At 59.0% G+C, this 24,088-nt stretch carries 21 protein-coding genes; 12 read left to right on the forward strand and 9 right to left on the reverse strand.

What is annotated here, in order from left to right; all coding sequences use genetic code 11:
• Positions 1-138: 138 nt before the first annotated feature.
• Together folE2 and MHM86_RS12355 are read left to right on the forward strand one after the other, a co-directional pair.
• Complete coding sequence (folE2, locus tag MHM86_RS12350; protein ID WP_239200007.1) at positions 139-1,245, forward strand: GTP cyclohydrolase FolE2; 1,107 nt, start codon at positions 139-141, stop codon at positions 1,243-1,245.
• 298 nt (positions 1,246-1,543) lie between these two features.
• A complete protein-coding gene (locus MHM86_RS12355) occupies positions 1,544-2,992 on the forward strand; it encodes a TrkH family potassium uptake protein (protein ID WP_239200009.1) in 1,449 nt (482 codons plus the stop codon).
• A gap of 130 nt (positions 2,993-3,122) precedes the next feature.
• Here the strand turns inward: MHM86_RS12355 and MHM86_RS12360 are convergent, their stop codons facing one another.
• Positions 3,123-4,853: a trypsin-like peptidase domain-containing protein gene (locus MHM86_RS12360; protein ID WP_239200011.1), complete on the reverse strand. Its 1,731-nt coding sequence runs from the start codon at positions 4,851-4,853 to the stop codon at positions 3,123-3,125.
• A gap of 242 nt (positions 4,854-5,095) precedes the next feature.
• Between MHM86_RS12360 and MHM86_RS12365 the strand changes: the two genes are divergently transcribed.
• The 7 genes from MHM86_RS12365 to folP all read left to right on the forward strand — a co-directional run bounded on the left by MHM86_RS12365 (position 5,096) and on the right by folP (position 14,194).
• Positions 5,096-6,046 (forward strand): glycine--tRNA ligase subunit alpha, encoded by a 951-nt coding sequence (locus tag MHM86_RS12365; RefSeq protein ID WP_239200362.1) that lies wholly within the window; start codon positions 5,096-5,098, stop codon positions 6,044-6,046.
• Positions 6,046-6,573, forward strand: coding sequence for a DUF6446 family protein (locus MHM86_RS12370; protein ID WP_239200013.1), 528 nt, complete (start codon positions 6,046-6,048; stop codon positions 6,571-6,573). The genes MHM86_RS12365 and MHM86_RS12370 overlap by 1 nt, the downstream gene beginning before the upstream one ends.
• A gap of 1 nt (position 6,574) precedes the next feature.
• The gene (gene glyS, locus MHM86_RS12375) at positions 6,575-8,635 is read left to right on the forward strand and encodes a glycine--tRNA ligase subunit beta (protein WP_239200015.1); all 2,061 of its coding nucleotides are present in this window, start codon (positions 6,575-6,577) and stop codon (positions 8,633-8,635) included.
• 149 nt (positions 8,636-8,784) lie between these two features.
• Positions 8,785-11,364: a putative PEP-binding protein gene (locus MHM86_RS12380; protein WP_239200018.1), complete on the forward strand. Its 2,580-nt coding sequence runs from the start codon at positions 8,785-8,787 to the stop codon at positions 11,362-11,364.
• A 185-nt stretch (positions 11,365-11,549) separates the two neighbouring features.
• Positions 11,550-12,197, forward strand: coding sequence for a cell wall hydrolase (locus tag MHM86_RS12385; RefSeq protein WP_239200021.1), 648 nt, complete (start codon positions 11,550-11,552; stop codon positions 12,195-12,197).
• Between the two features lie 85 nt (positions 12,198-12,282).
• On the forward strand, positions 12,283-13,179 hold the full coding sequence (locus MHM86_RS12390; RefSeq protein ID WP_239200024.1) for a dihydroneopterin aldolase: 897 nt from the start codon (positions 12,283-12,285) through the stop codon (positions 13,177-13,179).
• A gap of 13 nt (positions 13,180-13,192) precedes the next feature.
• Positions 13,193-14,194: a dihydropteroate synthase gene (gene folP / locus MHM86_RS12395; protein ID WP_239200027.1), complete on the forward strand. Its 1,002-nt coding sequence runs from the start codon at positions 13,193-13,195 to the stop codon at positions 14,192-14,194.
• Here the strand turns inward: folP and MHM86_RS12400 are convergent.
• The 4 genes from MHM86_RS12400 to ilvC all read right to left on the reverse strand — a co-directional run bounded on the left by MHM86_RS12400 (position 14,184) and on the right by ilvC (position 17,883).
• Entirely contained in the window at positions 14,184-15,092 is a 909-nt protein-coding gene (locus tag MHM86_RS12400; RefSeq protein WP_239200030.1) for a DMT family transporter, read from the reverse strand. The genes folP and MHM86_RS12400 overlap by 11 nt on opposite strands.
• A gap of 114 nt (positions 15,093-15,206) precedes the next feature.
• Entirely contained in the window at positions 15,207-15,773 is a 567-nt protein-coding gene (locus MHM86_RS12405) for a hemerythrin domain-containing protein (protein WP_239200033.1), read from the reverse strand.
• 76 nt (positions 15,774-15,849) lie between these two features.
• Positions 15,850-16,770 (reverse strand): DMT family transporter, encoded by a 921-nt coding sequence (locus tag MHM86_RS12410; protein ID WP_239200036.1) that lies wholly within the window; start codon positions 16,768-16,770, stop codon positions 15,850-15,852.
• 90 nt (positions 16,771-16,860) lie between these two features.
• Complete coding sequence (gene ilvC / locus MHM86_RS12415; protein ID WP_058317999.1) at positions 16,861-17,883, reverse strand: ketol-acid reductoisomerase; 1,023 nt, start codon at positions 17,881-17,883, stop codon at positions 16,861-16,863.
• 143 nt (positions 17,884-18,026) lie between these two features.
• On the opposite strand from ilvC, the gene MHM86_RS12420 reads away from it, so the two are divergent.
• A complete protein-coding gene (locus MHM86_RS12420) occupies positions 18,027-18,482 on the forward strand; it encodes an Lrp/AsnC family transcriptional regulator (protein ID WP_239200039.1) in 456 nt (151 codons plus the stop codon).
• A complete protein-coding gene (locus tag MHM86_RS12425; RefSeq protein ID WP_239200041.1) occupies positions 18,479-18,964 on the forward strand; it encodes an Lrp/AsnC family transcriptional regulator in 486 nt (161 codons plus the stop codon). Before MHM86_RS12420 ends, MHM86_RS12425 begins: the two co-directional genes overlap by 4 nt.
• A 6-nt stretch (positions 18,965-18,970) precedes the next feature.
• Here the strand turns inward: MHM86_RS12425 and MHM86_RS12430 are convergent, their stop codons facing one another.
• The 3 genes from MHM86_RS12430 to MHM86_RS12440 form a co-directional block, all read right to left on the reverse strand.
• Entirely contained in the window at positions 18,971-20,173 is a 1,203-nt protein-coding gene (locus MHM86_RS12430) for a UbiH/UbiF family hydroxylase (protein WP_239200043.1), read from the reverse strand.
• 63 nt (positions 20,174-20,236) lie between these two features.
• Complete coding sequence (locus MHM86_RS12435) at positions 20,237-20,461, reverse strand: hypothetical protein (protein WP_239200045.1); 225 nt, start codon at positions 20,459-20,461, stop codon at positions 20,237-20,239.
• 150 nt (positions 20,462-20,611) lie between these two features.
• Positions 20,612-21,262, reverse strand: a complete 651-nt coding sequence (locus tag MHM86_RS12440; protein WP_239200047.1) for a pyrimidine 5'-nucleotidase — start codon at positions 21,260-21,262, stop codon at positions 20,612-20,614.
• 144 nt (positions 21,263-21,406) lie between these two features.
• Between MHM86_RS12440 and MHM86_RS12445 the strand changes: the two genes are divergently transcribed.
• A complete protein-coding gene (locus MHM86_RS12445) occupies positions 21,407-22,057 on the forward strand; it encodes a GntR family transcriptional regulator (RefSeq protein WP_239200049.1) in 651 nt (216 codons plus the stop codon).
• On the opposite strand, the gene MHM86_RS12450 is transcribed toward MHM86_RS12445, so the two are convergent.
• Positions 22,041-24,020 (reverse strand): glycosyltransferase family 2 protein, encoded by a 1,980-nt coding sequence (locus tag MHM86_RS12450; RefSeq protein WP_239200051.1) that lies wholly within the window; start codon positions 24,018-24,020, stop codon positions 22,041-22,043. The two genes, MHM86_RS12445 and MHM86_RS12450, sit on opposite strands and share 17 nt — an antisense overlap.
• Positions 24,021-24,088 lie beyond the last annotated feature (68 nt).

The following is a 24,088-nucleotide window of genomic DNA, read 5'->3' on the forward strand; positions in this document are numbered from 1 at the left end:
CCTCCTTTTGCCGTAAGTGGCATTGCAGCAGAGCTTTGGCTTTACTACTTCACGGTAAAGTTTGGCAATTTTCGGGAACTGCATTAGGTTGTCGGTTCACCGGTTGCCTTGGCAACAGCAGGTTGGGGAACACTTGCCATGAACGTTCATGCCTCTGAAATCGACGGTGATGTGACTGCCGCGGACACACAAGCGGACGAGGCGCGCGAAGCGCTGGCCCGTCTGCGTGTCTGGGCGCAAACCGCATCCGAGGCAGATTTGGCTGAAATGGGCGCTGATTTGTCGGCGCTGCTAAAGGGGAAAGCCTACCCTGAATTCAGCCGCGACTACCCCAGCGATTTTGTCGTGGACTCGGCCTATAAGGACACGCTGCCGGATCTGCAAAACGGTCCCTCCAGCCTGATCCGTGGCGCCAAACGGGCGATCCAGCATGTGGGCATCTCGAACTTCCGCCTGCCGATCCGCTTTCACACCCGCGATGGCGGGGACATCACCCTTGAAACCTCTGTCACGGGCACGGTCAGCCTGGAGGCAGAGAAGAAGGGCATCAACATGTCGCGCATCATGCGCTCCTTCTACCGCCATGCAGAGAAGACCTTTAGTTTCGAGGTGGTGAACGCCGCGCTGGAGGATTACAAAACTGATCTGGAAAGCTTTGATGCGCGGATCCAGATGCGCTTTTCCTATCCGGTGAAGGTACAATCGCTGCGCTCTGGCCTTTGGGGCTATCAGTATTACGACATCGCGCTGGAACTGAATGAGACCAACGGGGTTCGCAAGAAGATCATGCATTTGGATTACGTCTATTCGTCGACGTGTCCCTGTTCGCTGGAACTGAGTGAACACGCCCGCGAAATGCGCGGTCAACTGGCGACGCCGCATTCGCAACGCTCTGTTGCGCGGATTTCGGTCGAACTGGTGGGGTCGAACCGCCTTTGGTTTGAAGATTTGCTGGAACTGGCGCGCGACGCGGTGCCGACCGAAACCCAAGTGATGGTAAAGCGCGAAGATGAACAGGCATTTGCCGAGCTGAATGCCGCCAATCCCATCTTCGTCGAAGATGCCGCGCGGCTGTTTTCCAAAGCACTGGAAGACGATCCGCGTGTGGGGGATTTCCGCGTTGTGGCCAGCCATCAGGAAAGCCTGCACAGCCATGACGCTGTGTCGATTCTGACCGAAGGCGATACTTTCGCCGCCGAAAGCTATGATCCCAAGATGTTTGCGACCCTGCATCACGCTGGTTGATGGCATGGCCCCTTGAAACGGGCCAGAAACACAGCGCATTTGCATACGTTGGATTGCGGCATGCGCAGATCTGACGTTGAACTGGTCGAAATCGGCCCGAAGCGCGACGACATCCTGTGCCACGTCCTGCGCGGCCAGTTCTACCGCTGAGCCGCGCGCATGCCGGTCCAAAGTGGATGCAAAGCAGCACAAGACAAAGGCCTGCCGCCGTCGATCAGACGCGGTGGGCTTTGTCGTATTTGCGGCTGCATTTTGGGCGGGCTTGACACGGAGGTCAGGGCGGTCCATCGCAGTATCTATGTTGGATCTAAGACCTGTCGGATATGTGATTGGCCTGTTGGTGGCTGTGCTGGGGCTGACGATGCTGGGGCCGCTGGTGGTGGACCTGTGGCATGGCGATCCCAACTGGCGCAGCTTTGCTCAAAGTGCGCTGCTCACCTTCTTTATCGGCGGCACCGTGTCGCTGGCCTGTCAGAACGGCAATCAGGACGGACTGAATATCCAGCAGACCTTTATCCTGACTTCCGGCGTTTGGCTGGCGCTGCCGATTTTTGCCGCGCTGCCGTTTTATTACGGCCAGACGCAGGCCGCGCCGGTGGACGCGTTTTTTGAGGCGATGTCAGGTCTGACCACCACCGGTGCGACGGTGTTTTCAGGGCTGGACGACATGGCAAAGGGATTGCTGTTGTGGCGCGGGATCTTGCAGTGGCTGGGCGGTATTGGTATCATTGTTGTGGCGATGGTGTTCCTGCCCGAACTGCGGGTGGGCGGGATGCAGATTTTCCGTACCGAAGGGTTCGATACGATGGGCAAGATCCTGCCCCGCGCGACAGAAATTGCCAGCCAGATCTCCGTCATCTACGTGGCGCTGACCGCAGTGTGCGCGCTGTCTTATATGTTCCTTGGAATGAATTCCTTCGATGCCGGGGTGCATGCGCTGACCACCATCTCTACGGGCGGCTTTTCCACTTATGACGCCTCTTTTGGGGCGTTTTCCGGTCCGCTGGAATATGTGGCATCGATCTTCATGATCCTGTCAGCGCTGCCGTTTGTGCGCTATGTGCAGATGCTGAACGGCCATCACAGCGCGCTGTTTGCCGACCGTCAGGTATACGGCTTTATGGGCGCTTTGGTTGTGACTGTTGCCTTTGCCACAGTTGTGCTGGTGCTGTTTCAGGATCGTGCCGCCGAACAATCGCTGCGGCAGGTGGTGTTTAATGTGACTTCGATCATGACCGGAACCGGCTATGCCTCTGTTGATTATATGGGATGGGGCAGTTTGCTGATTGCGATGTTCTTCTTCATCGGGTTGATTGGCGGCTGCGCGGGTTCAACCGCCTGTTCAATCAAGGTGTTCCGTTATCAGATCCTCTTTGCCTCGATCAAATCGCAGCTGATGAAAACCCATTCCCCCAACGCTGTGGTGCCGCCACGATTTGACGGGCGCAAGATTGACGATGATGTCTTGAACTCTGTTATGTCGTTCTTTGTTTTCTTCCTTGTCACCATGGGGATCCTGTCGGTCGCTCTGGGGATGACGGGGTTGGATTTCATCACCTCTCTGTCTGGGGCCGCCTCGGCGCTGGCGAATATCGGCCCGGGGCTGGGGGATGAGATTGGACCGGCGGGCAACTTTGCGGGCCTGAATGATCCGGCCAAATGGCTCCTCTCCGTAGCGATGCTGATCGGACGGTTAGAGCTGTTGGCGGTCTACGCCATGCTGACGGTGACATTCTGGCGCGCGTGAGGTTATGCTTTTCTGGCGTTGGAAAGAGCGGCGTAATCTGGTGCCAGATCGCACATGCGACAAGCTAGACCTTTGCCCATAAAAAACGGCGCCTCTCTTGGCGCCGTTTGTGTTTTTATCACTGTGTCCGTTAGTCCCAGCAGTTGACCAGCACGGTCAGCTGTGTCGCCTTTGCGGTCAGATCCTCGGGCGCCATGTTGACCAGCGCATCGGTTGCTGCAGGTGTCACGCCAAGGCCCGTCAGGAACCCTTCGATCGCGGTCGCATCAACGGCAAAGCTGACGTCCTGCGGCAGTTGCTGTGCGCCGCTTGTGCGCGGCAGCAACATGCCCATCACCGCACCACCAGCATCAAAGACCGGACCACCAGTATCACCGGGTTGTGCAGCCAGTGCCAGACGGGTCAGTTCTTGCTCACCTGCCAGACCAGCGATATCGGCCAGTGTGCCAAAGGTCATGGTCGGCGCACCAAGGGCACCTCCGTAGGAATAGCCTGCGACGGCCACATCCGATTGCAGCCGCGGTGTTGCGCGTTGCAACTGTGCCACTTCGGATGGGGCCAGCGCCTCTACTGGTTTCAGCGCGGCCAGACCGAGGGCTGCGTCGGTGCCGATCACTTCTGCCATCACACCGTCCTCCAGCGTGATGCGGGTGCAGGTGTTTACAGCGTCAAGGCTGGTCACAACCGTGCCAGCACCATCTACAAAGAAGCCAGAGCGTGCGACGCGCGGCTTGCGGATCTGCAGGCCGGACAACAGGTCGATGCGCTGGGTGTTATTGGTGCCAGCGGCCGCGTTCATGACGCCGTTGAGGCGGGCGAAGCTTTCCTGCATCGCGCCCAACACACGTGCGCGGCGTTCCTCATCACCGGTGGGCCAGATCAGGGTGAAGCCTTTGATCTCGCCGTCCTTCAGCGCTGCTTGGGTGTGCGAGGTGAAGCGGTCGTTGCTGCCGGTCAACAGGAAACTGCTTTTGCCACGTTCACGTTTACCTTCCAGCGGCACGATTTCCAGCGTCTGCATGATGTCGTAAAGACCGAATAGCGTGCGCTTGTCACCGGGCTGAGAGATCAGCAGAACACGCGCCTCAGGGACAAAACCGGTGGCATTGAACTGTGCGTAAGGCGCTTCGTATTTGTCGAACCTAACTGCGCCAAGCGGCAGTTGCATTGATATGCCGGCGGTGGTGTCTTCGACCTGTTGCAGGTCCAGACCTTCCAGGACAGCGTTGAACTGTTGCAGCAGCATCTGGCGCTGGCCGGTGGTGAGCACGCCAGTTTCCTCAAAACCGTTTGCCTGCTGCCATGCTGCCATGGAGCGGCGGGTGCCACGGCCAAAGGCACCATCGATGGCGGAGGTGTAGAAACCTGCCCATTGCAGCATGCTTTGTAGTTCTTTGCGTTCATCGCGGGTCAGGCGCTGTTCGGAGCGGCGCGCCTCTGCCTTGGTTTCATCCGGGATCACTGGCTGCGGCGGGATCGCTTCGGCAGTGCTTGCCTCTTCTGCTGCGGGGGCAGGGGGGACGGTGGCCTGCTCTGTTACGCCGATTGGCCAGAACTGCTGGCCGTAGCCGCTGGAAAAGGCGATGTAGCTGTCGCGAGGGATCTGGCCTTCGCGGCGCAGAACCCGCAGCACCTGATCGGCATCCGTGCGGCTATAGGGGCCAAGCGCCAGTGCATACCAGCCACCATCCATGGCAAATCCGTTCAGATCTGCCAGCGAGGGGGCATAGTCGCGGATGCGTTCCTGCGCCTCTGCCAAGTTTGGTTGCGCTTCGATCTGGATCCAGACCTGTTGCTCCTGTGCGCTGGCAACACGCGCCAGCATCAGCAGGGAAATAACAAAAGAAACAAATGTTCGCATGATAATCAGCGGTGTCCTTACCTGTCGCGTCTGTATGTCTGGTCGCTCTTTTAGCAAATTCAGTCGTCACTGCACTTAAATAATGCGCGTGCATGCAATTGACCCCGTGCTGTTGCCCCCGTAGGTAGGGCGAGCACCCGTCGGAGCTGTCGATTGCGCGCCTTTTGGCCTGCGTATCCGGTGAGAGGCAGGGGCAGCGAAGGGTTGAATAGGGCAGTGTGGACGGAGCCATGACAAAAGCCATGACAGAAACGATCAGCAAGCCGCGCAGTTTTCAGGAAATCATCCTGAGGCTTCAGAATTACTGGGCCGGCAAAGGCTGCGCCGTGATGCAGCCCTATGACATGGAAGTGGGCGCTGGCACCTTCCATCCGGCGACCACGCTGCGCTCTCTCGGCTCGCGCCCTTGGGCGGCGGCCTATGTTCAACCATCGCGTCGCCCGACCGATGGCCGCTATGGTGAAAACCCCAACCGTTTGCAGCACTACTATCAGTATCAGGTGCTGATCAAACCCTCGCCGCCAAACCTGCAGGAACTGTATCTGGGATCCCTCGCGGCGATCGGCATCGATATGGAAATGCACGACATTCGCTTTGTTGAAGATGACTGGGAAAGCCCGACCTTGGGGGCCTGGGGGCTGGGCTGGGAAGTGTGGTGTGACGGTATGGAAGTGAGCCAGTTCACCTATTTTCAACAGGTTGGTGGTCACGACTGCAGCCCTGTTTCAGGTGAATTGACCTACGGTCTGGAACGTCTGGCGATGTATATCCTTGGCGTCGATCATGTGATGGATATGCCGTTCAACGATCCCGACGGCACCATCGCGCTGTCCTATGGTGATGTGTTTAAACAGACCGAAGAAGAATACGCGCGCTGGAACTTCGACGTGGCCAATACCGATGTGCTGCTGAAACAGTTTGAAGAGGCGGAGGCTGAGTGTGAGAAGATCCTGGCCCAAGAGTATATGGATCCCAAAACCAGCAAACGCATCATCATGGCGCACCCGGCCTATGACCAATGCATCAAGGCCAGCCACCTCTTTAACCTTTTGGATGCGCGTGGCGTGATTTCGGTCACCGAACGTCAGGCCTACATCGGACGCGTTCGCGCGCTGGCGAAGCAATGTGCGGACGCCTTTGTGATGACGGCGGCGGGGGGCTATGACGCCGCCACTGCCGAGGCGGGCGCATAATGTCAGGCAAGCTGTTTGCGGGGGCACTCATTGTGATTTCTGTCATTGCTGGCATTGCGATGTATTACCTGCAGGTCTACGCCTACTATGATGAGGTTCAGGCCACGGGCACCAATGACGTGGTTCTGACCGCGCTGGCCTCTGGTCAAGCGGAGCCGATCCTTTATGAGGATTTTCGCGCGATCGACTCTGACAGTTCCCCCATCCGCTACCGCGCCTGTTTCACCACCCCTATGTCGCAGGCGATGATGACTGAGACCTATGAAATGTACGAAGGTGCTGCTCCTTTGGTGGCTCCCGGCTGGTTTGACTGTTTTGATGCCAAAGAAGTGGGCGCTGCGCTGGAAAGCGGCAAGGCGCTGGCCTTCATGGGGCAGGAAAACCACCGCTATGGCATCGACCGCATTGTCGCCGTGATGGACGACGGACGCGGCTTTGTCTGGCACCAGATCAATCATTGCGGTGAGGTTGTCTTCGACGGTCAACCCACCCCCGCAGACTGCCCCACACCCCCGGAAGGTGAATGATATGCCCGATTTGCTGATCGAACTCTTTTCCGAAGAAATCCCCGCCCGCATGCAAGGCAAAGCGGCTGAGGATCTGAAAAAACGCATCACCGACGGTCTGGTAGAGGCCGGATTGACCTACGCAGGCGCCGCCGCCTTTTCCACGCCGCGCCGTTTGACGCTGGCGCTGGAAGGTTTGTTGGCCGAAAGCCCTACCGTGCGCGAAGAGCGCAAGGGGCCGAAAGTCGGCGCGCCCGAAAAAGCCATCGAAGGCTTCCTGCGCGGCGCAGGTCTGACCATGGACCAGCTGGAGGAGCGCGAGACGCCGAAAGGCGCAGTCTACTTCGCCACCATCGAAAAGCCTGGTCGTCCTGCGGCCGAGATCGTCGCCGAGGTGCTGGAAGCGACCATTCGTAATTTCCCCTGGCCGAAATCCATGCGTTGGGGCGCGGGGTCTTTGCGTTGGGTGCGTCCGCTGCATTCGATCCTGTGTATCCTGACGAATGACGCGGGCGATGCAGAGGTTGTCGATCTGGACATCGACGGCATCACATCCGGCAACACCACCGAAGGTCACCGTTTCATGGGATCGGGCCGTTTCGCTGTCACCTCGTTTGAGGATTATGCGGTGAAGCTGAAGCGCGATCATGTGGTTCTGGATCCGGCGGAACGTGCGGCTGCCATCTGGCAGGACGCGACCAATCAGGCCTTTGCCTCTGGTCTGGAAGTGGTTGAGGATCAGGGCCTTCTGCGTGAGGTCGCGGGTCTGGTAGAATGGCCCGTCGTTCTGATGGGCGCCATTGATGAGGAGTTTCTGGAATTGCCCGCCGAGGTTTTGCAAACCTCTATGAAAGAGCACCAGAAGTTTTTCAGCGTGAAGAACCCCAAAACCGGCCGCATTGAAAAATTCATCACCGTCGCCAACCGTGAAACCAAGGATCAGGGCGCAACCATTCTGGCGGGCAACCAAAAGGTGCTGTCGGCCCGTCTGGCGGATGCCAAATTCTTCTGGACCAACGACCTGCGCGTTGCCAATTCCGGCATGGAGGTGTGGACCGATCAGCTGTCGAACGTGACCTTCCACAACAAACTGGGCTCGCAGGCCGCACGGATCGACCGTATCGCTGCCCTGTCGCGTGAAATTGCGCCTGTTCTGGGCGTGGACGCTGATCTGGCCGAACAGGCCGCACGGGTGGCCAAGGCGGATCTAAGCTCGGAAATGGTTTATGAATTCCCCGAACTGCAGGGCCTGATGGGCCGCTATTATGCCCATGCTGCTGGCCTGCCGTCTGATGTAGCTGCGGCGTGTGAGGAACACTATTCCCCCCTCGGCCCGTCCGACGATGTGCCCACTGCGCCTGTCTCGGCCACTGTGGCGCTGGCGGATAAGATCGACACGCTCACTGGTTTCTGGGCGATTGATGAAAAGCCTACGGGTTCCAAAGACCCCTACGCTCTGCGTCGTGCCGCATTGGGTGTGATCCGATTGGTGCTGGAAAATGGGGTGCGTGTCAGCCTGACGGAGGTGTTCGGTAAGGGCTATGAAGGTGCAAATGCCGTGGACCTTCTCTCCTTCTTCCATGACCGTCTGAAGGTCTATCTGAAAGACGAAGGCCTGCGTCATGACGTGATTGACGCCTGCTTGTCGATGCCGGGCAATGATGACCTGTCGCTCTTGGTCAAGCGTGCCCGTGCGTTGGGCGCCTTCCTGAAAACGGATGATGGCGAAAATCTGTTGCAGGGCTACAAACGCGCGAACAACATCCTCACGCAGGCTGAGGACAAGGATGGCGTTGAATACTCCTTCGGTGCGGATGTGAAATTTGCCGAAACCGATGAGGAAAAAGCGCTGTTTGCGGCCCTCGATCAAGCCGACGCTGCCATCGCCCCCGCCATGCAAGGCGAGGATTTTGAGGCCGCGATGACTGCGATGGCCGGGTTGCGTGCGCCGATCGACGCCTTCTTTGAAGGGGTGCAGGTCAACAGCGACAACGAGATTGTGCGCCGTAATCGCCTCAACCTCCTCAGCCGTATCCGTCAGATCTGTGGCGGCGTTGCGGACCTGGCGCGGGTTGAGGGCTGAACGCTTTCAGATGACTGAATTGCAGAAGGCCGAGGGTTCATCCCCTCGGCCTTTCTGTTTGTTGGGTGTTGTGTGAAATGACTTGAGTAACGGTTGCTTCCCTCACGTTTCCTATTGAACCCGCCCTTGCCTTGCGGCCCATCCCGTCTATGCTGCGGAGACGCAGAAAGGATGCGGCAGTGCAGCACGATCAAGAAATTACCGTCATCACCCCCACCGCCAATCTGGCGACCGAAACCCATGGCGGGCGGGCGAAATGCCTGCAGCGTCTGGTGCGGCTGGATCTGCCGGTGCCGAAAACCGTGGCGCTCTCCTTTGATGAGGTGCATTCTATTGCGGCGGGGGACATGCCGGATATGGTGGCGATGCTGGCGCCCTTTGGCGAAGATGCGCTGCTGTGTGTGCGCCCATCGTCTGAAGATCCCGATTGGGGCGGCCCTGGTGCAATCTTGAATATCGGTATGAATGACGCGCGGTTTGTGGATCTGTGCGAAACATTGGGGCGGGAAGCCGCCAGTTCGATCTACCTGCGTTTCGTGCAATCCTATGCGACCCACGTCGCCCGCCTTGACCCTGATATGTTCGACCACATCCTGCCGGATAGCGCCGATGCCCTCAGCGAAGCGTTGCGTGCATACGAGGATGAAACCGAAGAAGAATTTCCCCAAGACCCTGCCGTGCAACTGGCCGAAGTACTCCGATCAATGGCGCGCGCGTGGGAGGGGACGACCGCACGTCTCTTGCGTCAGGCAAAGGGGGCGCCTGCGGATGCGGGCCTTGGCCTCGTGGTGCAGGAAATGGCGCATGGGCTTGGTCTGGGCGAATGCGGATCCGGTGTGATCCAACTGGTCAATTCCAAGACCGGTGAGACACAGATCACCGGGCGCTACATGTGCCAGTCGCAGGGGCGCGATGCGCTTCTGAACCGTTCCGAATCTATGTTCCTAGAGGAGGATGGCCGCGGCCCGTCACTGCAATCGGTGCTGCCGGAGCCGTTTGAACAGCTGCTGGAACACACCCGCCTGATGCGCGCCCGTCTGCGCGAGGAAATGCAGGCAGAATTCACTATCGAAAACGGTCGTGTGCATATCCTTGACGGGGTACGCGTGGCGCGGTCTGCCCGCGCTGCGGTGCGCATTGCCGTCAGTCTGGCCGAAGATGGAATCATTCCGCGCGAAGAGGCGCTGACCCGTATCGACCCCCGCGCGATTAACGAATTGCTGCACCGTCAGGTCGATCCCGCCGCCCCGCGCGACACGCTGGCGACGGGCATTGCCGCCAGCCCCGGTGCTGCCAGCGGGCGCATTGTGTTTTCCGCTGATGAGGCGCAGGCCAGTGCCGCCCGGGGCGAGGCCTGCATTCTGGTGCGCCGTGAAACCAACCCCGAAGACATCCGCGGCATGCACGCGGCCGCCGCCGTTCTGACTGAACGTGGTGGAATGACCAGCCACGCGGCGGTGATTGCCCGTGGCATTGGTCTGCCTTGTGTGGTGGGCGCGTCGGATATCAAGTTTCACCTCCGCAAAAAGCAGCTGATCGCGCCAGACGGACGTGAGTTGCACGCGGGCGATATGGTTACGATCGACGGCAGCAACGGCGAAGTTCTGTGGGGTGAACCTATGATGCTTGAGGCGGCGCAAGATGACGCTTTCCGCAGCCTGATGTCATGGGCTGATGCGGTGCGCGACATTGGCGTGCGCGCGAATGCCGACACGCCAGCGGATGCGCAGACGGCCAAAAACTTTGCTGCCGAAGGGATTGGTCTGTGCCGAACAGAACACATGTTCTTTGAAGCGGACCGCCTGACTGTGATGCGCGAGATGATCTTCGCCGATACCTCACAGGATCGGGAGGCGGCGCTGGACCGCTTGCTGCCGATGCAACGCGCTGACTTCGCTGAACTGTTTCGCATCATGCAGGGCAAACCGGTGTGTATTCGCCTGTTTGACCCACCGTTGCATGAATTTTTGCCATCTGACCGCACCGGGCATCGTGAACTGGCCGAAGCATTGGACCTGCCCCTATCAGATGTGACCCGAAGGGTGGAGGCATTGGGCGAATATAACCCGATGCTGGGTATGCGTGGCGTGCGTTTGGGGATCACTGTGCCAGAGATTTACGACATGCAGGCCCGCGCCATTTTTGAGGCGACGATTGAGGCCAGTCAGGACGGCGATCCTGTGGTGCCGGAGATTATGATCCCGCTGGTTTCGGCCAAGCGTGAGGTGGAACTGGTCAAAACCCGGGTTGATGCGGTTGCTGTGGCGGTGCGCAATGAGAAGGGGCAGGATTTTGACTATCGCCTTGGTGTCATGGTGGAAACACCGCGGGCTGCACTGAAAGCGGGGGAGATTGCGCCGCATGCCGCCTTCCTGTCGTTCGGGACCAACGACCTCACTCAGATGACGTACGGTTTGTCGCGCGATGACGCGGGGCGTTTCATGTCGGCCTATGTGCAGCAAGGTGTCTTCCCCGAAGATCCGTTCCACGAGCTGGACACGGAAGGTGTCGGCGAACTTTTGCAGATCGGGGCAGAAAGGGGTCGCGCCGCGCGCGAGGATCTGGTCTTGTCGATATGTGGCGAACACGGGGGCAGCCCCGAATCAATCGCCTTTTCACGTGCTGCAGGGTTCGATTATGTGTCCTGTTCGCCCTTTCGTGTACCTGTTGCACGGCTGGCGGCTGCTCAATTCGCTGTTCTGGATAGGCTAGGGTGCCGTGTGGAATAAGTATCTGTGATTTATGTAGAATCTTTCTAAAATCGTCGATTTTTGTGTAACGATGTGTTGCGCGGAACGTCGCGCTCTTCTGCATTTGCTGGACTATTTGCGAGATTTTAGCTATTTCGCCGCCTGTTTATCTGAGTTTGTCCACCGGGGTGGGGACCATTCGGGAGCTTAAGCAGGAGATCGTAATGGATCGCAAAGTTCAAAAAACAGGCCTCTGGGCAGCGCTGGCATGTGCCGCGTCCCTCATGGCTGCTGCCCCCGTTGCACAGGCCGAGGTGCAGGTTGAAACCGTGTTGAAGCAGGAAAATCGTGCGCTGGAAGCTGTTCCCGCCGGTCTGCTGGCCCAGCTTTTCAACCCCAAGGCAGCGCCGGCCAAGATCAGTTATAGCCGCGAATACCTCGACAGCCTGCCCAAGGCGCAGGGGGATGAGGAATGGGCCTGCTTGTCAGAGGCACTTTATTTTGAAGCCCGGGGTGAAAGTGTGAAAGGCCAGTTCGCTGTCGCTGAGGTGATCATGAATCGCGTCGACTCGGTCCGATTTCCCGACACCATCTGCGGTGTGGTTAACCAAGGCACAGGGCGCAAGTATCAGTGCCAGTTCACCTATACCTGCGATGGCCACGCCGAAGTGGTGCATGAACAACAGGCATATGATCGTGTGTCTAAAGTGGCGCAGCTGATGATCAACGACGGCCCGCGCGCGCTGACAGACAATGCGACCTATTACCATACCAAGGCCGTACGTCCCAGTTGGTCGCGCAAGTTTGCCCGCACCGCTACCATTGGCGTGCATCACTTCTATCGTCACCCGACCGAGGTTTCGCTGAACTGAGTCTCTTGTCGGGGCACAGCATTTAAGCTAGCTGGGAAAAGGGGGCGTGGCCCCCTTTTTGTTTGTATCTGCTGAGAGGCCGACCATGTCTGACACCGCTTCTGAAATCACTCAGGCCTTCGCCCATCCCGAAGAGCGTGCTGCGGCGATGGCCACCGCGCCGCTGGACCGTATTTCTGTACGTGACCATGTGGTTGCAGTCGAAATTGGCGCCTTTCAGGTGGAACGTGATCTGACGCAGCGCCTGTCGTTCGACGTCGCTGTTGAGGTGGCATCTGTTGAGGCCCCGTTAGAGGATGACGTGGATCGCATCCTGTCCTACGACAAGGTGACAGAGGCGATTGCAACCGAACTGGCAGCAGAACGTTTGAACCTATTGGAAACATTGGCCGATAACATCGCGGCCCGCATTCTGGCGGAACCGCAGGCGATGCGGGTGTTCTTGCGGATCGAGAAATTGGACCGCGGCCCCTTCAAACTGGGGGTAGAGATTGTGCGCAGCCGTGCCGATGTGGCCGGGCGTAAGGATGAGCAGACCATACGCCCCCGTCTGGCATACCTCAGCCGCGTGGCGCAAACCTCGGATGCACTGGCGCAGTGGCTGGATGATCTGAGCGGCGCGGCGCCGTTGATCTTGTGTCTGGAACCGCCTGTTGCTGGCGACCATTCGGTAGCGAATGCACGCGCGCAATTGAACATTGATCTCTTGCATGCCGATCAGGCCGCATGGACCCTGATGGCACGGGATGAACGGTTGAACGTGGCGAACACGCGCACGGAACTGGACTGGGCGATGAAACAGGGCCATGTCAGTATCTGGGCCCCGGCCAAAATGGTGTTGGACGCCACCACGCCGCCGGACACCGTTGATGGCAATGCGCTCCTGTCATGGTTCGCGGCAGAGATGGATGCGCAGGATCTGGTTGTGATCGGCACGGATGCGCCAGCGCTAGATTTGCCGTGCCAGACCATCGCGATCTGAGGGAGGGGCAGAGATGAAAGCCTACTATCGGCCTATCGTGCAAACCGACCCTTCTCGCCCCGATCATGCGTTGACTCTGGCCGGTGGCTGGGCGTGGTTTTCTGAAGTGGAGGTGCTCAGCCGCCACGACGCTGCCCAACGGATCTCGGCGTTGGATCTGCCCGGTGAAATGCGCGACCGTCTGACCGCACCGCGCAGTGATATTGCCCGCCTCGATCTTAGCCAGCCGCAGATCATGGGGATCCTCAATGTGACTCCTGACAGTTTCAGCGATGGCGGTGAGCATCAGGGGCTGTCGGAGGCGGTGCGCCATGCCCATGCGATGCGTGATCAGGGGGCGGATATGATCGACGTGGGCGGCGAATCTACGCGCCCCGGCGCCGAGGAAGTGGAGCGTCAGGCAGAAATCCAGCGCACAGCGCCAGTGATTAAGGCGCTGCGTGAAGAGATGCATGTGCCGATCTCTATCGACACCCGTAAACAGGTGGTGGCAGAGGCAGCGATTGCTGCTGGTGCCGATCTGGTCAATGACGTGTCGGGCTTCACCTTCGACAGCGACTTGCTGGCTTACGTGGGCGAGCAGAAACTGCCGGTCTGCGTGATGCACAGCCTTGGTGATCCGACCACCATGCAGGACGATCCGAACTATGATGCGGTTCTTTTGGACATCTTCGATTTCCTTGAAGAGCAGGTAGAGGCGCTGGTCGTCGCTGGCGTTGCGCGAGATCAGATTATGGTCGATCCTGGTATTGGTTTCGGCAAGACGGTGGCCCATAATTTGGCGTTGTTGAAACGGATTTCACTATTTCATAGCCTCGGTTGCCCAATCCTCCTGGGTGTTTCGCGCAAGAAATTCATTGGTACGCTCGGCAATGCTGAGGAGCCGCGCGATCGCGTGGCGGGGTCCGTTGCCGTAGCCTTGGCCGCGGTGGCGCAGGGGATACAGGTGCTTAGGGTGCATGACGTGTTTGAAACGCGTTCGGCGCTGAACCTGTGGCAGGCGGTCAGCGGCTGAACATCCGCCTGAGCGCACCCAACTGCGACACCAGCACACCCCCAAGTATCAGCGCCAGCGAAGTGAGAATGCCGTCGGGCAGCGCCTCATCCAACAGCCATGCGCCTAGGAAAATCGACCAGACGGGCACCATGTAATTGGTCAGTGACATAAACGTTGATCCGGCAGATCGGATGACCAGGACCCGCAGCAGGTTCGCGGCCGCCGTGGGCACCAGCCCCAGTAACGCCAGATAGCCGAATGTTTCCAAACTGATAGAGCTGGGAATGCCCTCTTTCCACAGGGCCAATGGCAGGAGGATCGCGCCACCGATCAGCATCAGGCTGGCCGACAGACCGACAGGATCAATCGGGGGCAGGCGACGGGTGATGATGGAATTGACGCCATAGCAAATGGCGGCGCTGACACAGGCGAGACGCCCCCATGTTTCCCCGTTCGCACCGCTGGCCTCAAACACCGCAGGGCCGCCGATCAGGATGAACACGCCCGCAAATCCGGTGACGAAACCGATGCTGCGGCGCAGGCTCATCCGCTCACCCACTAGGAAAAAATGCGCCAGCGGCAGCACGATCAGCGGGATCGCCGCCATCGACACACCAGCGAAGCCAGAGGTCACAAATTGCAGCCCCCAGCTCAGCAGCATAAACGGCAGCGCTGCGCTGAGAAGCCCGGCGAGCAACAGCATGTGCCAGGGACGATCCTCACTCAACCACAGCTGTCCACCCCGCCATTGCCAGACCGTGGTCAGCAAAAGCGCGGCGAAACCTAGCCGGGCAAAGGCCAGCCAGATCGGCGAAATCCCTCGCAGGGCCAGCTCCATCACCATAAAGGTGCCGCCCCAGACCAGACCAAGGGCTACGATCATCGCCCAAGAGGCGCGGGTGATTGTCGGTTGCATGAGGTGCCCTTTGTTTGTCTTCGCGCGACCTGATCGGTTTCAGTGCTCAAGGTCAAGAGGGCAGTGCGCTAGGCATACTAAAGGGGCCGGTTTCCAGGCCCCCACGCGGTTTCTTCAGCCGCGCAATTTGTGATGCAGTAGGATCGGCACGGTCAGATCCTCTTCATCCGTCAGATGACGGATCAGGAAGGTTTGAATGCCCTCTGCCTGTTTCAAAACCTCGGGCAGTTCCGATGGGGCGTCCTGCGGTGACAGATCCATCAGTTTGATGAAGCGGTTTGATGATTGCACCAGCCCATCCAGCAGGCCGTCCATTGCGTCATGGTCTGCCTCCAGCATCTCTAGCCCGGCGGTAAACCGGTCATCCGCTGCCATCAACTCGGGGAAGAATTTACGGTCTTCCCATGTGTGATGGCCATGCAGATTGCGCACCAGCGCGTTGCCAAAGTGGCCCAGCCGCATGGCGTACCAGTCGGGATCGATCTGCTTGTCCAGCATTTCTTCGGTGTCGGTGGCCACAATTGCGGCGATCTGCCGGAACATTGTGTGTGCCCCCATCCAACGTTCGATAGAGGCGGCGAAGTTCGGGTGATCCGGCCACGCATCGCGCGGATAATCCCGAAGCAGGGTCTGCATTTCCTCGGGCAGACCCTGTCTGACGGTGATGTCATATTGGGACATGACCATCAGGTGGGTACGCGTGGCGTGCGGCGCAACTGGGGTGGTTGTGCAAGGATGAACTGGTTCTGTGCAGATCTTAGGCGGCGTTGCGACGGTTCGGCTGGCGTGACAGCATCAACCCGCCAAGGATCAGTGCGAGCGCGGCGAACAGTTGGGGCGGCACCGCCTCGGACAGCAAAGCTGCGCCGAAGATCACCGACCAGACCGGCACCTGATAGTTCACCGTAGATAGAAACGCCGGTCCGGCGGAGCGGGCGACCTGCACCAGCAGGATCTGAGCTACCGCCGTGGGGAACAGGCCAAGGTAGAGGATCGCGAGGAGGGGTTTGGTGTCTGGCATCGCAGGCACGCCCTCTTGCCACAGGGCAACCGGCAGGATGATCCCGGCGCCGCAGATCAGCGCAGCGGCGGAGAGGGATAGCATATTCACCTGCGGGCACAGGCGGGTGACAATCGCCCCGATCGCATAACACAGCGACGCCGTCAGACAGGCGAGGCGCGCCAGCGATTCATAATCGCTGCCCGCGCTGGTGAAGGCATCAAGGCCGATCAGTACCACAACGCCGACGAAGCCCACCGAGAATCCCAAGCTGCGGCGCAATGTCATTCGTTCACCGGGCACCAAGAGGTGAGAAAGAGGCAGCACAAACAGCGGTACAATCGCCATGCAGACGCCAGCAAACCCGCTGGCCACATAGGTCTGCCCCCAGCTGAGCAGGGTGAAGGGCAGGGCGTTAGAAAAGACGCCCATTCCCAGCGCGCAGGCCCAGATGATGCGGCCCTGACGGGTCGCAAAGGAGGGCAGCGAAATACCCATGACGGTGATCAGCGCCACAAGGCTAAGCGCGCCGATGGCGATGCGGGTGGCAGCTATAGTCATCGGGCCAAGGCCGTCCAGCGCTACCGTGACCGCCATAAACGACGCGCCCCAGATAATGCCAAGGGTGATCAGCTTGATCCAGTTGGTGAGGCCGGGAGAGGTAGGCGTATCGGTCATGACGAAGTCTTTGTATTCAAATGAAAAGGGCGCGCCAGATCATCGGCGCGCCCCAAATCTTTAGGTTAGCGGGATCTGCCCGCCAAGACCTTAGTTCTTGGCTTTGTCGACCATTTTGCCGGCAGAGATCCACGGCATCATGTCGCGCAGTTTCTGACCCACAACTTCGATCTGGTGTTCGTCGTTGTGACGACGCGACGCTTTGATGGTCGGCTGGCCAACAGCGTTTTCCAGCATGAAGTCACGCACAAACTTGCCGGACTGGATGTCCTGCAGCGATTCTTTCATCGCTTTCTTGGTCTGCTCGTAGGGCAGGATGCGCGGGCCGGTGACGTACTGGCCGTATTCTGCAGTGTTGGAGATCGAGTAGTCCATGTTGGCGATGCCGCCTTCATAGATCAGGTCAACGATCAGCTTGGTTTCGTGCAGACACTCGAAGTAGGCCATTTCAGGGGCGTAGCCTGCTTCGACCAGAGTTTCAAAACCGCAACGGATCAGTTCTACGATGCCGCCGCACAGAACGGCTTGTTCGCCGAACAGGTCGGTTTCGCACTCTTCGCGGAAGTTGGTCTCAATAATGCCCGAACGGCCGCCACCAATGGCGGAGCAGTAGGACAGGCCGATTTCCAGCGCTTTGCCGGTTGCGTCGGTGTCTACGGCTACGAGGCAAGGAACGCCGCCGCCTTTGGTGTATTCGCCGCGTACGGTGTGACCTGGGCCTTTCGGGGCCATCATGATCACGTCAACGCCTTCTTTCGGCTCGATCAGGCCGAAGTGTACATTCAGGCCGTGGGCGAATGCGATGGCTGCGCCGGGCTTGATGTTGTCGTGAACGTATTTCTTGTAGGTTTCTGCCTGCAGTTCGTCGGGCATGGTGAACATGATCACGTCACACCAGGCTGCTGCTTCGGCGATACCCATAACTTTCAGACCTTCGGCTTCGGCTTTTTTGGCCGAAGGGGAGCCTTCGCGCAGAGCAACAACAACGTTTTTCGCGCCCGAGTCGCGCAGGTTCAGCGCGTGCGCGTGGCCTTGCGAGCCGTAACCCAGAATGGCCACGTTCATGTCTTTGATCAGGTTAATGTCGCAATCGCGATCGTAGTAAACGCGCATCGGGCGCTCCTCTCACTGTGTTGTGTGTTAAACTGTCTGCGATCAGCATAGGGATTGGCACGACGAGTGCGAGAGAGAAATGCATAGAATTGACTATGATACTGTGATATCTATTTGCAATATTGGCTATTAACGTTAAAATCATGCTTGATGATCTGGACCGGCGCATATTGCGATACATGCAGGGTGACCCTGATACATCCATCCCCGATCTGGCGGATCGCATCGGGATGACCGCATCACGTCTGTCGCGGCGGCTGGACAAGTTGCGCGAAACCGGCGTCATGCTTGGCACCCGGGCTGTGATCAACTGGCAAGCGTTGGGATATGCGGTGGAGGTGTCGCTGCGCATAACGCTTGATAAGACCCAGCCCCGTGCCTTTGACGAATTTATTGAAGCTGCCCGTCTGATCCCCGAGGTGGTGGAAATTCAGACCTTCCTTGGTCAAGTGGATGTGCGCCTTTCGGTGATTGCCCGCGATATGGCCCATTATCAGGACATCTACCGCGAACAGATCCTGACACTGCCCCATATCAACGATATTGAGGCCTTGATGCAGGTGGCGCGGATCAAGTCAGACGAAAGCCTGCCGATATGATTGATCTTGATGACATCGACCGCCAGATCCTCTTGGCGCTGTCACGTGACGCAACGCAAAGCGCGTCTGCCCTTGGGCGGCGCTTCGGCCTTAGCCAACCTGCCACATGGCGGAGGATCAAGCGGTTGCAGGACGCAGGTATCATTGCGGGCCGCAAGCTGGATCTGGATAAAGAGAAGTTGGGATTTGGGGTGACCGTCTTCCTCGGCGTCAAACTGGCTACCAAGGGGCGCGTGAGCCTAGAAGATTTTGAACGCGCCGTTGCCGCGATCCCAGAGGTGCAGACGGTCGAGCACGTCTTGGGCATGTATGACTACCGCTTGCGGGTGACGGCACGAGACATTTCGGATTTTGAACGGGTGCTGCGGCGCCGGATTATGACTCTGCCTGGGGCGGGTAATGTGGAGGCAAACGTGCTGCTGAGCGAGGAGCGCCGTCCAGGACCGTTGGCCGGATCCTTTGCTGAAAACCGCAAGGGGTAGGGCGCTTTATCCGCGCGCACCCAGCCCCATTTGCATCATCAGCTTACGGACCGGTGCTAGCGAATAGATCGCGTTAAGGCCTGTTGCTCGCAGATTGCGCATCGTTTGCGATGACATCATCGAGGCGCGGTTTAACACATCAATCCCTGCGGCGCGCACTTGCACTTCACGGTGGCGTTGGCGGTTAAACTCAGCCAGCATTTTGGCATCGCCCAAGCCTTCGGGCCGCGCCACAGCCAGATCGCGCAGCACCCGCATATCGCCCAGCGACATGTTCAGACCCTGTGCGCCAATGGGGGGGACCACATGCGCGGCCTCTGCCACCAAGGCGATACGTTCCCCGTCCATACGCTCGGCCACTTGATTGATGATGGGCCAAACCGTGCGGCGCGATGCTAATTTCAGTGGGCCGAACAGCTGACAGGAGCGTTCGTTCATCGCCGCCTCAAACTCCGCTTCTGGCAAGTCAGCCAAGCGCTGCACCTCCGGCCCCTGTTCCATCCACACGATCGCGGAGGAGGGCAGGCCATTGTAATCGGGCAATGGCACCAGGGTGAACGGCCCGCCGGACCGGTGTACCTCGGTCGAAACATTTTCATGCGGAATCGGATGGGTCACGGCAAAAGCCAGTGCCTTTTGGCCGTAGCGGGTTGTCTTGACCTTGATTCCAGCCGCCTCGCGCATGGGCGAATTGCGCCCGTCTGCGGCGACCACCAGTTTGCAGGTGACGGTGCTGCCATCGCTTAGACCGACCTTTGCCATCGAGGTGCGGGTGAACAGTGTCGTTGTGCCAGTGCCGGGTCGGAAGGTAACGTTTTCCATCGCCTTCAGATGTGCGGTCAGCTCGCGGCGCAATAGCCAGTTGGGCAGGTTCCAGCCAAACGGTTTGTCTGAAATGTCGGAGGCGTTGAAGTCCTTGACGATGCGCGGCTCTGCCTCGACCCCACCGGCGTCCACGATGCGCATGATCTGCAGCGGCGCTGCTTCATCCGCCAGACGGGCCCAAACACCAGCCTCGTCCAGCAGGGCTTGCGAGGGTTGCAAAAACGCGGTGGTGCGCATGTCCGATCCCTGCACGTCCCGTTCCGTCACGGGCGGCGTAGGATCAACGCAGAGAACCGAAAAACCCGCCTGACCGAACATTGCGGCGGCGGTCAGACCGGCGACCCCGCCGCCGGACACTAGGATATCTACGTCATAAGTTTGCATTGGACTGCCTCCTGTTGAGCGGCAATTTAGCTCTATCTGTCAGGCAGTCCAAGCGGCATCCTGTCACCCGCGGCTGATGATAATCAGCATGATGTAGACGACTGGAACAGCTGCCAGCGCGGGGATGTAGAGGCCGGGCACACCAAAGGTGTAGATCGACAGGCCCCACAGGACCGCAGCCACCAACGCAAACAGGAAGCCGATCATTTCGCCCTGGTTCTTGTTGGACGGTTTTTCAACAACTGCGGCGGTGTTTTCTGCTTCGATGGTGGTGTCCATGGTGGTCATGACGTATCTCCGTTTGCGCGAATTTTTGTGCAGTGATCTGCTCAGACCCCTGCGGTTGCCCGTCACATAATCGCCGCGCCGAAGAAACCCCAGTGGACAAAGTCGCGCTGCGGCAACGCGCCGCGCAGCCATCCTTTGGCCTGTTTGGGTTTAAGCGTTGATCAGTTGCGCCAGAAAGGCGGTCAGGTCATCAGTGTGGTGATGAATATGCTCCGCATGATGCGGATCCGGTGCCACATGCACGGTTTTCATGCCCAATTGATGCGGAACTGCCAGATTGCGCGGATCATCCTCGAACATTGCCCCGCGTTCTGTTGCGATCCCATCTTTGGCAAAGATCGTTTGGAACGCTTCCAGTTCGGGTTTGGGGCAAAAATCGGCGTGTTCAACCCCGTAGATCGCATCGAAAAGGCCGCTCAGTCCGCGCGCGGCCAGCACCCGTTCCGCATAAGGCGCGGAGCCGTTGGTGTAGACAATCCGCCGCCCCGGCAGATTGCGAATATGAGCGGCCAGATCATGGTCCTGTTCCAGATGATCCAGCGAAATATCGTGCACGGCGGTCAGGTAGGGGGCAGGATCTACGTCGTGTTCGCGCATCAGGCCAGCCAGCGTGGTGCCATAGGTGGCCCAATAATGATTGCGCAGGTAATCGGCGCGGGCCTGATCGACGCCAAGAGTCTGCATGACGTAAGTGGTCATCTTCACCTCAATCTGGTCAAAGAGGCGGGCGCGGGGTGGGTAAAGCGTGTTATCAAGGTCAAAGACCCATTGATCCACGTGGGAAAAATCTTGTTTGGGCATGCGTGGAACTTAGGCCGTTGCCCGTGTTAGGACAAGCTGAACAGAAGGTGTGCGATAAGGCGGCGGTATGCGCGGTTTGCCTTGATCCTGCGCAGTGGCGCGTTACTGTGCCCCGATCACATCTGCCCACCCCGGAGAGGCGCCATGTCCGAACCCAAACCCCAAAAAGATGCCTATCGCCTGATACTTGAGGCGATAGATACTGGCGTTTACCGCCCCGGTGATCGTTTGGTGGAAAGCGAACTTGCAGACCGGTTCGGCGTATCGCGTACCCCGATTCGCGAAGCTTTGCAGCGGTTGGAGACACAGTCACTCTTGTCGCGCGACGGGCGCAGTCTGATTGTCGCTTCGCTGGATCATAACCAGCTGAGCGAACTTTATGCTGTGCGCGCGGAACTGGAAGGGCTGGCGGCCCGTCTGGCGGCTCGCCATGCCTCTAAAGAAGAGGTCAGCCTGCTGCGCGAAATGGTCGAAGAGGATCGCGCCTTGGTCGATGATCCCGCCGCCCTCAGCCGCGCCAATCGCCGGTTCCACAAACAGATCCATCTGGCGTCCCATAACCGTTATCTGGTCCAGCAGCTGGAAATGGTGCATCGCACCATGGCGCTGATGGCCACCACATCGCTGGCCGCCGAAGGGCGCGGTGTGGACGCACTGGCGGAACATGATGCAATCGTTTCGGCTATCGCTGCGGGGGATGAGCAGCGCGCTGGGGATGCGCTGAAACAACATATTTCCAAGGCGTTCACCACCCGTCTGAAACTGGATTCGCGCAACATCAACCGTCTGGGATAGGCGCGGGCATTGATGTGGCCTCTGCTTCCTCTGGGGCAAGGCCATGTTGCGTTTTGTCCCAGTAGAAGGGGGCAAAGATCAGTTCTGCCAGCGCCTTATAGGCCGCCAGTGCGGCCATCGGGAAATAGAGGTGCAGGGTTGGCACCCATGTCAGCAGATCCAGACTGCGCCGTGCGGTGCAGGCGGTCAGCGCGATCAGCAAGCTCATGCATTCAACAGTGATGAACCCGACGGCCATCGCCTGCAGCACAGGCCAAGGCACAAAGCCATGCAACGGATGGGCGCCGCCAAAAGGCAGCAACCAGAAGCTCCACAATATCGGCGCAAGAAAGAACTGCGACAGTGCGGTGACGAAATGCAACTGCACGCCGCAGAACTGCCACGGCCCCAACTGTCGTAGCAATTGCCACGGCTGGCGCATATGGACCAGATAGGTGGCCATGTATCCCTTCAGCCAACGCGACCGCTGACGCACCCACGGCCAAGGGCGGCAGTTCGCCTCTTCATAGGTGGTGCTGTCGAGCATTTCGACTCGGTAGCCGTGGCGTGCCAGCCGGATGCCCAGATCCGCATCCTCTGTCACATTGTGGGCATCCCAGCCGCCAACGCGCCGCAGCACATCGTGGCGACAGAACACGGTGGTGCCGCCCAAAGGGATGGCAAAGCCCAGGCGCCTCATACCTGGCAGAACCACACGGAACCAGCCTGCGTATTCGATGGTGAAACAGCGCGCGATCCAGTTCTGGCACGGGTTGTAGTAATCCAGCACCCCCTGCACACCGGCCAAATCCTCTGGTGCGTCCTGCATCGCAGCAGCCACCTTCAGCAGTTGGTCGTGTTCTGGCGCATCCTCGGCGTCGTAGATGCCAATGATGTCGCCGCGGCAAAAGTCCAGCGCGTAGTTCATCGCCCGCGGTTTGGTGCGCGGGGTGCCGTCAGGAACAACCAGTGTGCGCAGATAGTCCGGCAGTCGTAATTGACTGAGGGCGGATTGTGTGAGCTGGTCTTCCTCCTCCAGCAAAATCAGCACTTCCAGCAGCCCACTGGGATAGTCAAGTGCGCCGAGGCGTTTCAGCAACGCGGGCAGCACCTCTGGTTCTTTGTACAGCGGGACAAGAACGCTGATGCGGGGCAGCGGTGGGCCGCGTTGTGATGGTCCTTGGGTGGTGAGCAGATTGGATGCGGGCGGATGTCTTTGAAGTTGGCCGGTGACATAGGACAGCAGTGCCAGAATTTTCATAGATGAGGCCAGAACCAGTGTCAGACACGCCCAAAGTGCGAGGCACAGAAAGGTGATCTGTGGCCAGATGACAAAGGCTAATGCGAGGACGACAGGGATCAGTGTGAGCATTACAGTGCGGCGCAGCGGACGCAGGCCCCAATTGCGGCAGCTTTCACTGATGTCAACGCGGGTGCTGGCCGCGAGGGAAAGACGTGGGGCCTGCATTCTTTGCAGTGCCTTATGGATCGCGGCGCGCGGCGCATAGTGCAGGCGACAGCGATCGATGGCCAGATCTGCACGCAATAGAGCAGGATCAAATCGCGCAGGGTCTGCCGCGACGATATGCAGTTTCCCGTCCCGCTGATAAAGCGGCAGCAATCCTAGTTGCACGCAGCGCTGGGGATCAAATCGTGGCAGTAGCGAAACATCTGCCTGCGCCTCGGGGGCGGGGCAATAGGGCAGGCCCAGCCAATCTGCGTGGTGTTGGGCCAGCGTGGTGGCCTGCGCGGGGTGCAGGTGCACGAGGCAGTCAAACAGATCGTGACTGCGCAGCAACGCCAGATGTTGTGCGCGTAACAGATCGGTCGCCGTGAGTGCGCCATTGTCCAGCAGGTACTGACCGAACTGAACCTGCGCTGGTCTGCGGGATGGCCGCGCACCGGACTGCAGGCTGCCAAGGCGATCCGCGACAGCCTGCTGTGCTGTTCTATCAAGTGCATTATAAAAGGGCTTTGAGGCCAAAGAAAATCCCCCCGTGCAGGACACGGGGGAGGATCTCAAAGCTTGGTTAAGACGGGGTTAAGGCGCCT

Origin of the sequence: Thalassobius sp. Cn5-15, assembly GCF_022347685.1 — a bacterium.
Taxonomy (GTDB): Bacteria; Pseudomonadota; Alphaproteobacteria; order Rhodobacterales; family Rhodobacteraceae; genus Thalassobius.